The 14,709-nt window shown below is 43.7% G+C and carries 11 protein-coding genes; 8 read left to right on the top strand and 3 right to left on the bottom strand.

Features of this window, described 5'->3' with window-relative positions:
- On the top strand, positions 1–1,131 hold a 1,131-nt coding region (locus CIK98_RS11310; RefSeq protein ID WP_141210519.1), incomplete at its 5' end, for an AAA family ATPase.
- Between the two features lie 6 nt (positions 1,132–1,137).
- Positions 1,138–1,830 carry an HNH endonuclease gene (locus tag CIK98_RS11305; protein WP_094384336.1) on the top strand — a complete coding sequence of 231 codons (693 nt, stop codon included), beginning with the start codon at positions 1,138–1,140 and terminating at the stop codon, positions 1,828–1,830.
- A 241-nt stretch (positions 1,831–2,071) separates the two neighbouring features.
- On the opposite strand, the gene CIK98_RS11300 is transcribed toward CIK98_RS11305, so the two are convergent.
- A complete protein-coding gene (locus CIK98_RS11300) occupies positions 2,072–2,716 on the bottom strand; it encodes a site-specific integrase (RefSeq protein WP_094384335.1) in 645 nt (214 codons plus the stop codon).
- Between the two features lie 327 nt (positions 2,717–3,043).
- On the opposite strand from CIK98_RS11300, the gene CIK98_RS11295 reads away from it, so the two are divergent.
- A complete protein-coding gene (locus tag CIK98_RS11295; protein ID WP_094384334.1) occupies positions 3,044–3,625 on the top strand; it encodes a type IV toxin-antitoxin system AbiEi family antitoxin domain-containing protein in 582 nt (193 codons plus the stop codon).
- A gap of 948 nt (positions 3,626–4,573) precedes the next feature.
- Here CIK98_RS11295 and CIK98_RS11285 read toward each other — a convergent pair.
- Both CIK98_RS11285 and CIK98_RS11280 read right to left on the bottom strand, forming a co-directional pair.
- Positions 4,574–4,882, bottom strand: a complete 309-nt coding sequence (locus CIK98_RS11285) for a helix-turn-helix domain-containing protein (protein WP_094384332.1) — start codon at positions 4,880–4,882, stop codon at positions 4,574–4,576.
- Complete coding sequence (locus CIK98_RS11280) at positions 4,866–5,195, bottom strand: type II toxin-antitoxin system RelE/ParE family toxin (protein ID WP_094384331.1); 330 nt, start codon at positions 5,193–5,195, stop codon at positions 4,866–4,868. The genes CIK98_RS11285 and CIK98_RS11280 overlap by 17 nt, the downstream gene beginning before the upstream one ends.
- Before the next feature lie 478 nt (positions 5,196–5,673).
- Between CIK98_RS11280 and CIK98_RS11275 the strand changes: the two genes are divergently transcribed.
- The 5 genes from CIK98_RS11275 to CIK98_RS11255 all read left to right on the top strand — a co-directional run bounded on the left by CIK98_RS11275 (position 5,674) and on the right by CIK98_RS11255 (position 14,624).
- The gene (locus CIK98_RS11275) at positions 5,674–6,741 is read left to right on the top strand and encodes a hypothetical protein (protein WP_094384330.1); all 1,068 of its coding nucleotides are present in this window, start codon (positions 5,674–5,676) and stop codon (positions 6,739–6,741) included.
- A gap of 232 nt (positions 6,742–6,973) precedes the next feature.
- Positions 6,974–8,041, top strand: coding sequence for a hypothetical protein (locus tag CIK98_RS11270; protein ID WP_094384329.1), 1,068 nt, complete (start codon positions 6,974–6,976; stop codon positions 8,039–8,041).
- 223 nt (positions 8,042–8,264) lie between these two features.
- Positions 8,265–11,219, top strand: a complete 2,955-nt coding sequence (locus CIK98_RS11265; RefSeq protein WP_094384328.1) for a DEAD/DEAH box helicase family protein — start codon at positions 8,265–8,267, stop codon at positions 11,217–11,219.
- A 112-nt stretch (positions 11,220–11,331) separates the two neighbouring features.
- Positions 11,332–12,294: an AAA family ATPase gene (locus tag CIK98_RS11260; RefSeq protein ID WP_094384327.1), complete on the top strand. Its 963-nt coding sequence runs from the start codon at positions 11,332–11,334 to the stop codon at positions 12,292–12,294.
- Positions 12,295–12,308: 14 nt separating this feature from the next.
- Positions 12,309–14,624: a S8 family peptidase gene (locus CIK98_RS11255; protein ID WP_094384326.1), complete on the top strand. Its 2,316-nt coding sequence runs from the start codon at positions 12,309–12,311 to the stop codon at positions 14,622–14,624.
- Positions 14,625–14,709 lie beyond the last annotated feature (85 nt).

Genomic DNA, 14,709 nt, shown 5'->3' with positions numbered 1-14,709 from the left:
CGTGGTGGGGTAAGGGGAATTTATGCGTCTTTGTGGCGATTTTTGCTGCGTTGCGCCCTCTTTTGCCGCAGTGCCGCTACCTTTTTGACCTCTGTGTCATCTTATGAGGGCGGTTGCGGATTTGAGGATAAATATGTAGGTGCACATGTTAATGGAAATATGATTTCCTCTTCGGCAATCGTCTTTCGTATGTTGTTTGCGCTGAGCGAAAATATGAATGACAGACAAAGGCAGAATATACTTTCGACTTTAGATTTTGTAGGTTATGACCATAAAATATCATTGGCATATACTTTTGTAATGAATACCAGAAAAAATGGTACTGCCATGCAAAAGATAATTCAACGTGTATACAATGACCGGGAATACAAAAACCTAACGAAGCAAGAACAGCTATCAAAATCCAACCAATTATATAATTTTTACAAAGAGAAGACATCAACCGGAAACAATCAATTCGTTTTCGAAATAGATATTGACAATAGTACTAAATCTGAGGATGCCTTAAAGGATTTACAGATAATATATAAGCTGAAACAATATGAGTTAGTGAACTCAATAAATTGTAAATTTCACAAGAATGGATGCGAAGTGATGTCTGATGATTTAAGCTCTGGTGAGTTCGCACTAATTTCAATAATACTGAGTATATCTGCTGCTGTCAGTAATTCGAATGCTCTCATTTTATTAGATGAGCCAGAATTGAGTCTGCATCCGAACTGGCAAATGTCGTTGATAGACAACCTCAACAGAGCTTTGAAAGGCTTAAGCTGCCATCTTATTATTGCCACTCATAGTCATATGATTGTATCGGACCTTCCCTTGAAACGCTCTTCCGTTATACAATTGGAAAACGACAAAAATGGAGAATTGATAGCGAATATGATTTCGGAAAGTACTTATGGTTGGTCGGCAGAAGAGGTCTTGTTGAAAGTGTTTAGGACTGCTACGGACAGAAATCGATATTTTGGCGAAAGGATTGGAAATTTACTTGAACAAATGGGGAATAACAGTATCTCACCAGAAAAGGTAGCTGACGAGTTGAAAGAATTGCAAGAGATTTCTCAGCATCTTAGCGATATCGACCCTATGAAGATGGTTCTGAATACCATTGTCAAAGCTTACAAATAACCTGTTATGAATGAGATAGAAGACTTCATCGTGACGGAACCTTATATGCCTTCAGAGGGTGAGAAAAAGGCCATTGCGGAATTGGAGGCAAAAGGTATTGCGCCCAAAAACTGGAATTCGAAGAAGAAGGATGTGGTAAGTTTTAAGAAAAACCTGAGGGAGGACATGTATGAAAAACAGAATAAACTGTGTGCCTATTGTAGAATTCATGTTCCATTAGCTTGTGTACCAATGCATCGCGAGCATATCGTACATAAAGATGCACATCCAAAATGGATGTTTCTTCCGCAGAACTTATGTATTGCTTGTCCCGTATGTAATGATTACAAAGGCACTAAAGAGGTGTTGGTCAACAAAAATATTGAAGAATATCCTAAAGACGGTAGAGGTTTTAATATTATCCATCCAATGTATGACAGATATTCAGACCATATAGAATTGGTAGGTGGAATCTTATATAGAGGCAAAACTCCCAAGGGGCGTTTTACAATTGATACGTGTCATTTATATAGGGTGGACTTAGCTGAAGAGCGAGTTGATCAAAGGATAAAAGAGGACAAAGGGGAAATCATGGCAGGAATTATTACTCTATTGTCAAAATCTGAAGAATATGTTGACGATAATATGAAGTTCATTCAATATGTTTGTGATATTGTGAAAAAATATAAGCAAGAGAATGTGAATGATGATAATAAATAGTCAAACAAGATAGGCTTCGTATCGCCTGCAAGGCCGTATGAAGCTAAAAGTTGTACTGCCGCCGCAAATGTTATCTGATTATTATGGGGAAAGATGTCGGTTTTTGCATGGTTTCCAAAAGGCAAGTGGCAACTTACGGATGAGAAAAACGGACTTGTACCTCTTAGAATATATACAAACAGAGATGTCACAATCTCAAATCATGCCACAAATGATACAATATACAGTGTTTTACGACGCGTTAGGGCACAAAGCGGCACATCGAGCTGCTTCTGTATGTTGCGCAGTGCATCCCTGTTGCAAGGTGAGAATATGCCTTGAGCACGACGAGCATCTGGTCGGAAATGGGCACGTAGCGATCTTTACGCCCCTTGCCTTGGAAGACGAACAGCTTCTTGCGGTCAAAGCAGATGTCGTCCCATCTGAGGCGGCATGCCTCGCCGACCCTGAGGGCGCAGTCGTAGATGATGGCAAGCAGGGTTTTGTCGTACAGGGAGCAGTTGCGGAGAAGGCGGGCAATCTGCTCTTGGGAGAGCACTCGCGGCAGCCTCTTCGGCTTGCGCACTGGAGGGAGTACGAGTCCTCCAGGTTGCTTAAGCCCCATCACCTTGTAGTAGGCCTGCAGTCCGAAAATCATGTGCTTGAAGAAGGACAGGCTGCAACGGTTTTTGTCCAGGAGTGTCGACAGATAGTAGTCGATGTCCGTCTGTGTGAACTCATCCGGCAACTTATTGAAAAAAAACACTGCCTGAGCAATTTTCAGGCGATAGTCATAGATACTGCCGTCTGCATACTGTGCCAGACGCAGTTTCTTAGTAAAAAGCGAAATGCGGTCCCTGAATTTAGGTACAGCCGCGATCGCCTTGTACAATGTTGTATTGGGCATATTATTTTGTGGTGGAGGGGATTAATGACGGGGGTGTGAAAGAGTTCCGTCATCTCCCTTCACCTTTTAGAGAAACGTAAAATAAGTGTGAAATATTGTAGTGGAAGGTTATAAGCCGCAGGACTTTAGCTTTTTTCACCGCAGTGAAAAATTAGTACAACAAGTTTTGATTACTGATGAAAGATTACTGATTAATGATTGTCCGTGGTTCGCCTATTTGACACTTTTACGTCATTTATTTGCGGTGAAAATAAAAATATTCCGTGTAAAATTGTACGTATATGAAATAAAATTGTTACCTTTGTACCCGAATAAAGAAAAAGGACGATGAGCAACATATCAGATGCAGTAGCCTCACGAGGCGGAATCATAACAACAGACAACATGACAGGACAGGCTGAATACAAGCGTGTCCTTCGGGCTGTTGACCGTGGAGAACTCATCAGGATTCGACATGGTGTGTATGCCGTGCCCGAAGCAACATTGGGTACAATGATAGACATAGACAAAATCGTGCCTGGAGGAGTGGTATGTATGTATTCCGCTTGGATGCATTACCAGCTATCCACTCAGGTGCCGCCAGCCTTCTGTGTCGCCATCGGTAGCAAGCGTAGGATAAAAGTGCCAACAGCAGTGCCCGTCAATCTTTATTATTGGAAACCGGAGAATCTTGAGTTCGGCATTGAACGGAAGAACATATCGGGTTATGAAGTCCTTATCACAGACATCGAGCGCAGCGTATGCGATGCCGTCAAGTATCGCAACAAGATAGGTCTCGACCTCTGCGCCGAGGTCATACGTTCCTATCTATCACGCCCCAACCACAACCTATCGCGACTCACCGACTATGCCCGACGCTTGCGCGTAGCCAATGTCCTTAACAACTATCTTGAAATATCCCTGTCATGAAGAAGCCTGTCACCATATAAACGATCAAACATTATATGATGCGATATGTGCCACTTTCGACAACCGCCAACTGGAATACAATCCTGATTTGCAGCTATTCACTCCTGAATTTGCTGCTGATGCCAAACGCAACGTCCGTTGGAATTCGTTCCTCAAAAAGATCAATGTCGCTGACGCTGCGACTTTCCAGGAAACAATGCGCATTATCATCGATCGTTTATACCCTCTATACAATCAGTATTGGTTGCAAAATAAGTAAGCTGGTTTAGAGGGTCATGGGACTGGTACTTTAATTCTACTATGGGAATGGTGTGACAGATGCTAAGTATCACGTCGGACAAATTGATTGATGCCGCATCAATAGACGGGTCAGAGTGGGTCAAAGGGACTTCGGTGAATTTATATTTAAAATTTAAAACAAGATAGGCTTCGTATCGCCTGCAAGGTGGTATGAAGCGCCGACGGTTGTACGTCCGCCGCAAATGTAATCAGAATATTATGGGGAAAGATGTCGGTTTTTGCATGGTTTCCAAAAGGCAAGTGGCAACTTACGGATGACCAATGTGTTATTGGCCATGGTTATTTGTGGTGGAGAGAAACGTAAAATAAGTGTGAAATATTGTAGTGGAAGGTTATAAGCCGCAGGACTTTAGCTTTTTTCACCGCAGTGAAAAATTAGTACAACATTTGAGATTATATTTTAGACGGGACAGTGACATGTCCCAGGTACCATTTTCGAAAACTCCCCCGTCCCCTCTTAACCTGAAGAGGGGCTCCACCGCTTTCCCCTAAATCCCCTTTCCCCTCAGGGGACAGGGGACTTAAAGCCTGGCCGGCTGGGCCTGTACTCGCAAACAAGCTTGCGCCCACAAGGGGTTGCTCGTGAATTGCCTACGCAACAGAGTTGCGATTATCTAAGCGCCGAGGGCTTTTCATAACGTGATAAACTTATAACTGTACGAGTGGTTTGACAATGTCAAAACGGAGCCCTAAAGATGAGAGTATCCGAAGAAAAAGAGATGCACTCGGCTCTACAAGTCCATTCTCAATTTTTGATATATATGACTTGTTTGTGCCAATTTGTTTTGCTAGCGCCTCTTGAGTGACTTTCTCTCTTTTTCGAGCCTCAAGAATAATTTGACCGATGCAATAGTTCTCTGCATCTCTATTGAATGCCTCTCGCTCTGGTGTGCCCGGAACGCCAAACTGTTCGTTCATAACGGCATCAAAACTGTGAAGATTATTGTTTTTCTGCATAATATTGATTTTTTAATTTTATTGCTTTTTCAATTTCTTGTTTGGGAGTCTTTTGAGTCTTTTTTTGGAAACCATTGAACAAAATGATAATATTGCCCTCATCAAGTATGAAAAATACCCGATATATGTTCCCGTTATGCATTGCTCTTAACTCGAAGAGACCATCACGGATAAACTTTACAAACTTCTCGTTCCATCTTGTCTCAGTCTTAACGTATTGAATAACATAAGCGAGCTTTCGCTGTGTGGCAGAATCAAGCGCATTGTAGAAGTCTATGAAATAGTTCTTATAATATTGTATATTTCTATCCATGCTGCAAAAGTAATTAAAAGATTCTATATATGGAAAGTTTTTGTGGTATTTGTCTCCATATTTAGCAATATTTAACTTGAGAGAGTCGGGGGACAGGTATGAAGATTAAAGATTAAAAATTAAAAATTAAAGACGCGAGGCAGAGGAGGGGGAAGATAAATTAAAGATTAAAGATTAAAAAATTAAAGATTTTAAAAGGCAAGCCATAAGGGAAAATTAAAGAATTAAAGATTAAAGAATTAAAGATTATTCGCATCGGGACAGGGGAGGAAAATTAAAGAATTAAAGATTAAAAAATTAAAGATTATTCGCATCGGGACAGGGGAGGAAAATTAAAGAATTAAAGATTAAAAAATTAAAGATTTTAAAACGTCGAATCGGAACAGGGGACTGGTCAGTGTCCCGGGGAGGGAACGGAGGTCCGCAAGAGGACGAGGTGGGGAAGTTTTGATTACTGATTAGTGATTAGGGATAAGAGATGAGTGAAGGGAACGGAATTGCTGAGATATTTGACACAAGGGAGGACGGACTGAGGTGCGTGCGCTTCGAGTCGGGAGAGGTCGGTGTGGTGGACGTGCACGGCAAAGTACTCTTTGCAAAGCGCAATTTCAAGCATGCGACGTTTGCTGCCCATGACTTTGTGAAACTGAGAAGCAGCAGGCCGGTAGTGATGAACAATCCTGAGTTGCGATATATGCTCCGTGACGAGGATTGTTCGTGCATCCATATCTTCTATGTTGACTTGAAGTCGGGGCAGCTGTTCGGCAGTATGCCCAAGCTGCACCGGTATGGAGATTTTGAGGTGGCCTTTATTCGCGAACACATGTTCACCAGAACCAAGCCGTGCTATAGTTCTGATACCCATCCTTCGTTTGTACGGTCATCTCGTAATGGGCTGTATTTAGAATTTGTCGCCGATGACGGAACGGAGAAGGATGTCTTCCAGAAGTTGTTGTACAAACAGCCCCTTTATAATAAATGTCTTTTCAAGGGCGATGAAGAGAGGACGTATTGGCTGGAGGTGAAGTTTGAAGACGAGTCGGTGGTGGTGATGGATGACGAAGGGATGCATTACTATGTGAGACTTGACAAGAAGACTGGCAAGGTGGTATGGCGAGAGCTGGGAAGTACCAGTAATTCGGCTGAGAAAAGTGTGGTGAACATGGTCGTCAATGACATTAAGGTGGAGGTGAGAAACAGGATGCAGCGCGATAAGGAAGAGGAGCAGAAGGCCGCTGCACGTTACCGGCAGAAAAGATTGGATGACATGACGGGGGGTGTACCATTCCAAATTGGTGGAAAATGGGGGTTGAAACAGAATGGGCGCATTGTTGTTCCTGCCACCTATCGCACTATACAGGCACCCGTGGGGAAGTACTGTGCAGTGGAGAAATACCCTGGTATTTGGGGCGTGATTGCCGTGGATGGCAAGGTGGAGATAGAGGCAAAATATGAAGGTGTGGAGATACGGCCTGACGGAACGGTGGAGCTGACGGTGGGGAAAGGGAAGATTAAAAAATTAAAGATTAAAAAATTAAAAAATTAAAGATTTTTAAAGGCAAGCCTTAAAAAATTAAAGATTAAAAAATTAAAATTTTAAAAGGGGGAGAAAGATTAAAAGGTGAACCTTAAAGAAGGATTAAGAATTAAAGATTAAAAAATTAAAAAATTAAAGATTTTAAAAGGCAAGCCTTAAAGAAGGAAGATTGAAAAATTAAAAAATTAAAAAATTAAAAGATTAAAAAATTAAAGGGTTAAAGGGTTAAAGGGTTATATACATGGATAACGAAAACAGATATATAGAGGTATTTGATGCCCGGGAGGACGGATTGAAGTGTGTGCACTTCGAGTCGGGGAATGTCGGTGTGGTGGATGAGCACGGAGAAGTCATCTACCAGATTGATAAATGTCGGCATATAGAATTTGCGGAGCATGACTTTCTGAAACTGAAGTTCGGCGTTGCGGAGATACTGGCTAACCCCACATTGAAGAATGCGCCGAGTGACGATGAAGGCTATCTGCGGTCTGTCTTCTATGTCGATATGAAATCGGGACAGATGTATGGCAGTATGCCGCAGATCCTGCATCGAAAGGAATTTGAGCTGCTGTATGTCGGAGGTTTCCTGTGTACCAGAACGCGGAAGTGCTATATGGTGGAGCGGAAGCCTGACCTCATTGCAGCAAGCCCCAATGGACTGTACCTGCCACTGACTTGCTTCGACATACCAGACGATGAAAGCCTCAACGATGTCTTTCGGTGGTATGGCGTTTTTGAAGTGTGCCTGTTGAAGAACGATGACAGCAAGGTTTATTGGCTGTTGAGGAAGTATAAGGATGACTCAGTCCTGGTGATGGATGAGAATGGACTGCACACCTATGTCTGGATGGACGGGAGGACGGGCAAGGTGACAAGGCGGGAGTTGGGTTACATGAGGAATGAAGCCGAGCGAGCTGTGATGACCCTTACGCTGAACGACATCAAGCGGGAATCCGTTGACAGGTATATCGAGAAGGAAGCTGCGGCTAAAAGGGAGGAAGAGAGAACACGCGAGAAAGAGATGAAAGCCATGACCATTGTCGAGCCAATCCGCATTGGCGGCAAATGGGGACTGAGGAGCAACGGACGAATGGTGGTTCCTCCAATGTACCGCAACATACTTACGCCCGTGGGGAAGTATTGTGCCGTGGAGTCATGCCCTGGCTTCTGGGGCGTGATTGCCATTGATGGCAAGGTGGAGATAGAGCCAAGATATGAGAGGGTGGAGATACGGCCTGACGGAACGGTGGAGCTGACGGTGGGGAAAGGGAAGATAAAAAGATTAAAAATTAAAAAATTAAAAAATTAAAATTTTAAAAGGCAAGCCTTAAAGAAGGAAAATTAAAAGATTAAAGATTAAAAAATTAAAGATTTTAAAAGGGGGAGAAAGATTAAAAGGTGAACCTTAAAGAAGGATTAAAGAATTAAAGATTAAAAAATTAAAGATTTTAAAAGGCAAACCATAAGGGAAAATTAAAAGATTAAAGATTAAAAAATAAAAATTAAAGATAAAAGATAAAAAGACTAATAAATTGAAATTAAAGATTAAAAGCGGATCTGAGGGACAGGTAAGTCTGAACCTCAGAGACTATCAGATTGATATTTGCTCACGGGTGAGGGAGGCGTTTGAGAAACACAGAAGTGTGATGATGCAGATGCCTACGGGAACGGGAAAGACTGTGGTATTGGCGGAAATGGTACGGCAGTATCTTGGTTCTTTTGCAGTGAAACACTGCAACTCCTATGAGGGAAGAGTGCTGATTGTTGCTCATCGCATCGAGTTGATTGAGCAGACGGGGGAACATCTGGAGAGATATGACATCGACTATGGGGTGATTGCCGGCGGCAAGAAGGTGAAAGAGATAAAGCCGGTGATGATTGCGTCGATACAAACTCTTAGTTCTAAGCTAAATGCTCTGACTGCCTGCCTCTCTCCTTCTTTTATCATCATTGACGAAGCGCATCATGCTGTAGCCCAGACCTACAGACAGCTGTGGGACGCATGGCCTGAGGCAAGGTTCTTGGGACTGACGGCAACGCCGTATCGCCTCTCTGGCGAGGGATTCACGGATCTTTTTGACATGCTGGTTGACTCGTGGACCGTGAAGCGGTTCATTGCCGAGGGGTGGCTGTCGGCCTTCGACTACTACTCTATCCGACCAGAGAGTGATGAGCAGAAACTCATCGACAACCTGAAAAAACGAGGGGCTGACGGTGACTTCCAGATGAAGGAGCTGCATGAGACTTTGGATATCGCGCCTTGTATCGAACGGCTGTTCGAGTCGTTTGAGCGGTTTGCTTACGACAAAAAGGGGATTGTGTATGCTATTGATATTGCTCATGCTGAGCATATTGCGGAGTTTTTTAGGGGGAAGGGGGTTGCGGCTTATGCCATAAGTTCGAAGACGCCGCTTCCTGAAAGGAAGCTTCTTATTGAAGGTTTTAGAAAGAGTGTTTTTGGAAATGGGAAGGATTCTTTTTTCGAAAACTCCCCCGTCCCCTCTTACCCTGAAGAGGGGCTCCACCTCTCTCTCCTAAATCCTCTCCCTCCTCAGGAGGGAAAGGACTTAAAGCCTGGCCGGCTGGGCCTGTACGAGCAAACAAGCTCTCGCCCACAAGGGGTTGCTCGTGAATTGCTTACGCAACAGAGTTGCGAGTGTTTGACGCAACAAAGTTGCGATTTCGAAAGGAAGGCTTCTTCTGTAGAAAAGCATAGCTCGTCTTCTTCTTTAGAAAATTCTTTTTTCGAAAACTCCCCCGTCCCCTCTTTGGCTACGCCGAAGTCCTTCACGCTCGGCAATGATCAAATACATTTGTCATTGCTCTCGCTTAATCAGGACTTTTCCCCTGAAGAGGGGCTCCACCTCTCTCTCCTAAATCCTCTCCCTCCTCAGGAGGGAAAGGACTTAAAGCCTGGCCGGCTGGGCCTGTACGAGCAAACAAGCTCTCGCCCACAAGGGGTGGCTCGTGAATTGCTTACGCAACAGAGTTGCGAGTGTTTATGCGCCGAGGGCGCGGCTGCGCATACAGGGGCGGCTGCGCGTTCTGGGGCGGAGGGGCGTTCTGGGGCAGCTTCGCATAGCATTCAGATATTGGTGAGTGTTGACCTTTTTTCTGAGGGGTTTGACTGCCCGGATGTGGAGTTTATACAGTTGGCGCGTCCTACGCTGTCGTTGGCTAAGTATCTGCAGATGGTGGGACGGGGATTGAGAGTGCATGAGGGGAAGGTGTGCTGCACGATTATCGACAATGTGGGGCTGTACAGGAGGTTTGGGTTGCCTTCGGGAGAGAGAAACTGGGAGGTGTACTTCGGAGGATTAAAGGATGAAAGGATGAAAGAATTAAATAACCTTGACTTTGACCTTAACCATAACAGTGGCTCTTTCAGGAAAGAAGGGGATGCGGCTCTGGTGAAGATTGTGGGGCACGAGGGAATGGCATCGAGGTTTGAAAGACTTGGCAGGGCGGGATTTGAAAGGAAGAAGAAGGACGTGTTGTTGAGCGGAAAGCGCAAAAAGGTATGGGTGTGGGTTGACACACTGACTGGCATCACATTCGAGAGGAATCCCGTTGCTGTTGACTTCAAGGGCGTGGAGATGATGACCGATGACGGTCTGACGTTCTATCCACGCATACGGTCGAAGTGGGTGGACGGAAAGTGTGGCATCAACCGCAAGGCGTTGGAGACGCAGGTAGGCGACGGCTTCGGGTGGATGAAACGCTATATGTCGTTGCACGAACCCGACAAAGTGTATGAGCTGCAGGAGGTGATGGACAATGGTATGCGTGTGTATAAGGACGAGGAGAGCAAGACGTACTTTCAGCAAGACCTTGACTGCCCCTTGGTCAGCGAGGAAGAAGCTGGAGGCAAGGAGGCTTTTATGGCTCTGTGTGACAAAAGGCTGGAGGAATGGAAGACGAAGGTGCTGAAAAGGAGGAGAAACGGTTTCTTGCATGCTGACGTGACAACGGGAGAATGGAGTCTGTATGGGAAGCAGGTAGAGAAGGATGGAGAGTTCTTTCGGATAGTAGCCTCCGAGTCCATTGGGGGGGAGTGCCAGCAAAGCGCAGAAGGGGAACGATGGTTTGACGGGAACACGGGATTTGTCTATCATCATCGTCCCGTAGTGCGTTACAGGGGCTTTGTGAAGTTGGTGTATGACGGCGACTTGGTGTATATCATGAACATTCACGAAGAGCGGTTCATTGCCTATCACAACTGGGAGATAAGGGCTGATGACGGCATCTGCACCATCGGCAATAAGCTTTACCTGAAAAGAAACAAGGATGGCAAGGCATTGTGGATAATGAAGCGCAGCGGCGATTTCCAGATGTTTGTGGTCAATGAACCTATGATGGTGGAGGACTCCCAAAAGAGGCCCCTGACTATTGATGTGCAGATGATGATTATCAACAAATACGGCAAGGAGATAGAGAAGAAGCGGATAAAGGAACAAGACACAAAAACGAAGCAATTTGGTGTCTAAACCAAGAAGAATAGCAAAAAAAGCATAATTAACGGCAATATTTGGCATAGAAAAACCTTGAATTGGATAAAAATACGTAATTTTGCAACGCAAAATTGTGTATTCTATAAAAATGGCTAATGCAGAGCAGATACTATCACTGATTCGCAATCATATCAATAATGATGATGCGCAGTTCAGAAAGATAGCCTTACAGATTTCAGCTGTAGAGGCAAAGAATGGTCATGTGGTCATCGCACGGACTATTCAGGATATGCTCAAACAGAAGCAAACTTCTTTTGGAACTCTGAGCTTGACATCCCGGAATAAGGATGTGGATGATTTGCTCATACAATCAGAATCCTCTTTTGAATTGAAGGACATGGTTGTCCATAAAGAAGTAAGGGATAAACTGGAAAGGATAGTTAAAGAATACGTGCGTCGTGATGACCTTATCAAACATGGGTTAGCCAACCGCCGTAAGCTGTTGCTCTTTGGCGCATCAGGTACAGGGAAAACCATGACTGCTGGCGTTTTGGCCAAGGAGTTCCACCTACCTTTTTTTATTATAAGGACTGAAAAAGTCGTAACCAAGTTTATGGGTGAAACGGGGCAGAAGCTCGCTCGTATTTTTGATTTTATGGGTGAAGTGCCTGCTGTTTATTTGTTTGACGAATTCGATGCCATCGGTTCGCAACGTGGCATGGACAATGAGGTTGGTGAACAGCGTCGAATACTAAACACATTTCTCCAGCTGTTAGAACGGGATGAATCGGAGAGTTTTATTATTGCAGCAACTAATAATATTAAATCTATTGATAAAGCATTGTTCCGTAGGTTTGATGATGTAATTGAGTATAATTATCCTGATAAAATGCAGAGATTGCTGCTAATAAAAGAGTATCTCTACACTGCGAGAGACTTGGATTTCTCTATGGCTGAGCCTCTGTTTGAAGGCATGAGCCATGCTGAAATAAAGATGATATGTTCTGATATCTTCAAGGAATCATTGCTTAATGAGGGGGTTGAGATTAATATGGACTTGGTGAAGTCCATTGTCAACATGCGCCATCAATTGAATAGTCAGATAGTATAAAAAGAGGTGCTGGTATGAGAAAGAATCATTTCTTTTTAGGCGACAAAATCGCAGAAGCAAGAGACTATAAGCCCCGTAGACAGGGATTCGCTGGTAAAGAGCTACCCAAAAGAGACAGGCAAGGCCATGCAGATTTAATCAAGTCTTGTTACGAGACGGCTGTGAAAAACTCCATTTCCATATTGGAAGAGAGGGAAAGAAGAGGAATGCCTTCTGCTAATGGCATTTACGTTGACCTGGAGATGCAGCACAATTTTGTGCAAGACCAATATGCCGAGAGAGAAGGCGCAACCATCATGAAGGTATCGCCCCAAAGAGAGGATGGGAATGTTGATGTAACCGTATTCGTAAAAAAAGAGAAGAAGGATTGGCTTTCCAAGAAGGCAGAGGCCTATAAGCGACAAGACACGACCAAGGGTCATCCCAAATTCGCCACAACGGTTGTACCTATAGAAAATGTCGTAACTGCGGACATTTATTCTCTTTACACATCAGCGGACGAGTTCAATGCAATTCCTGACAACCTTGTTAGCCAATACGAGGTATGGATTAACATAGATTCCTCTTACAATTCAGAGAAAGTCAAGCTTACCTTATGTAGCATTGGCTTTGGAGTAAATGACCATCCCTTAGACTTTGAAAGCGTAGCCATATGGCTGGTGAGTGGAACAAAGTCGCAACTGCAAGAACTACCCTATGCGTTGGATTTCATTGAAGGAGTGAGACCCTACCGACATCCTTCCATACTTGTGGGGGATAAAGAGAATAATAGACTGTGGAGTTCGCTATTGGCTAGTGCTGCTCCTTTAGCCATAGATGACAACAGTGTACGAGTCGGCTTGTTGGACAGTGGTGTGAACAATTCCCATGAATTGCTCAGTGCAGCATTACCTGATGACAGGATGTCAACTGCCATTAATGTACAAGATTCGATTGACCACAGTTTTCATGGAACAGATATGGCCGGACTGATTTTGTATGGTGATTTGACAGATGTTGTTTACCAACGAAGAGAGATTGAGCCTGTTACTCATGTTTTGTCATCAGTCAAGATATTCGAAAATGGCCATAAGACAGATAAAGATTTATATGGCGCGGTTATTGAGGATTCCATTAATCAGGCTACAGACTTTGGTGCAAGTATCCATTGTATGGCAGTGACCGATGATGACTCTTACGATGGAACAGCCACATCAAGTTCCGCATCATTGGACATGAGCATATACAATCATGGGGCATGTGACAGGTTGGTCGTGGTTTCAGCTGGAAACATAAATTCTTTAGAAGTAGATTCTATAGATTATCTTGAATCCTGTAAGGCTAACGCTGTGCAAAGTCCAGCGCAAGCATGGAATGCATTGACTATAGGCGCATATACAGAAAAGACTATATTTAACGACACTACATATACGGCGATAGCTGCTCCTGGTGGTGTCTCACCTTATTCCAAAAGTTCTTGGATGTGGCGCAACAAGTGTAACAAGCCTGAAATCGTCATGGAAGGAGGAAACGTCGTTTCTGACCAATATGGTGCTACATGGTCTCACCACGAAGTCAGTTTGGTTACGACGAGTGCAGATTTGTCAGAGCCATTGGAAACATTCCAAGCGACTAGTGCGGCAACTGCATTGGCTGCACGATTGGCAGCAAGGATCAAAACCACTAATCCACAACTCTCTATGCTATCGGTTCGTGGATTAATGGTACATACAGCGCACTGGACAGATGAAATGAAAAGAATTCAGAACTTAGACGATAGAATGTCTTTGTGTGGATATGGAGTTCCTGATGAAGAACTTGCTCTCTTCAGTAACGAACGGTGCGCAACCTATATTTTTGAGAATTGTTTGGAGCCATTTGTAGAAGCAAGTGGTTCCAATAAATATAACCAACTGCATTATTATGATTTGCCTTGGCCTTCAGAGTACTTAGCGCAAATGGGGGAAGAGAAAGTTAGGATGAGAATTACACTTTCATATTACATCGAACCTTCACCAAGTTTAGCAGGTAGATACAACAAGTATCGATACCCTTCAGCCACTTTACATTTTGATGTAAAAAGTGCGACAGAGACACCTGAGGAATTTCTGTTAAGAAATAATAGTATTGAAGGACAAAAGACAACAAACAATAATTATAGTCGCCAGACTTGTTGGACCATCAAACAACAGAGAAGAGCCCGTGGTACAGTACAGTCAGATTGGATAGAATGCACAGCAGCAGAATTGGCAGACGTTGATAAAATTGTTGTATTGCCAAGTTCTGGCTGGTGGAAAGAAAGAAAATTGCTAGGGTGTCCAGTTTGTCGTTCCAAAAACGCACTGGATTAGCCCTGTTTGAAATGTTAATTTAAAGCTCTGATATTTAACGTTTTAGTAATAGAATTAGTTCTTTGAAAATTTGTGTATCTCATTG

Origin of the sequence: Prevotella sp. P2-180 (assembly GCF_002251435.1) — a bacterium.
Lineage (GTDB): Bacteria > Bacteroidota > Bacteroidia > Bacteroidales > Bacteroidaceae > Prevotella.
The sequence above is the reverse complement of the archived record's forward strand: the minus strand, read 5'-3'. Positions and strand labels throughout refer to the sequence as shown.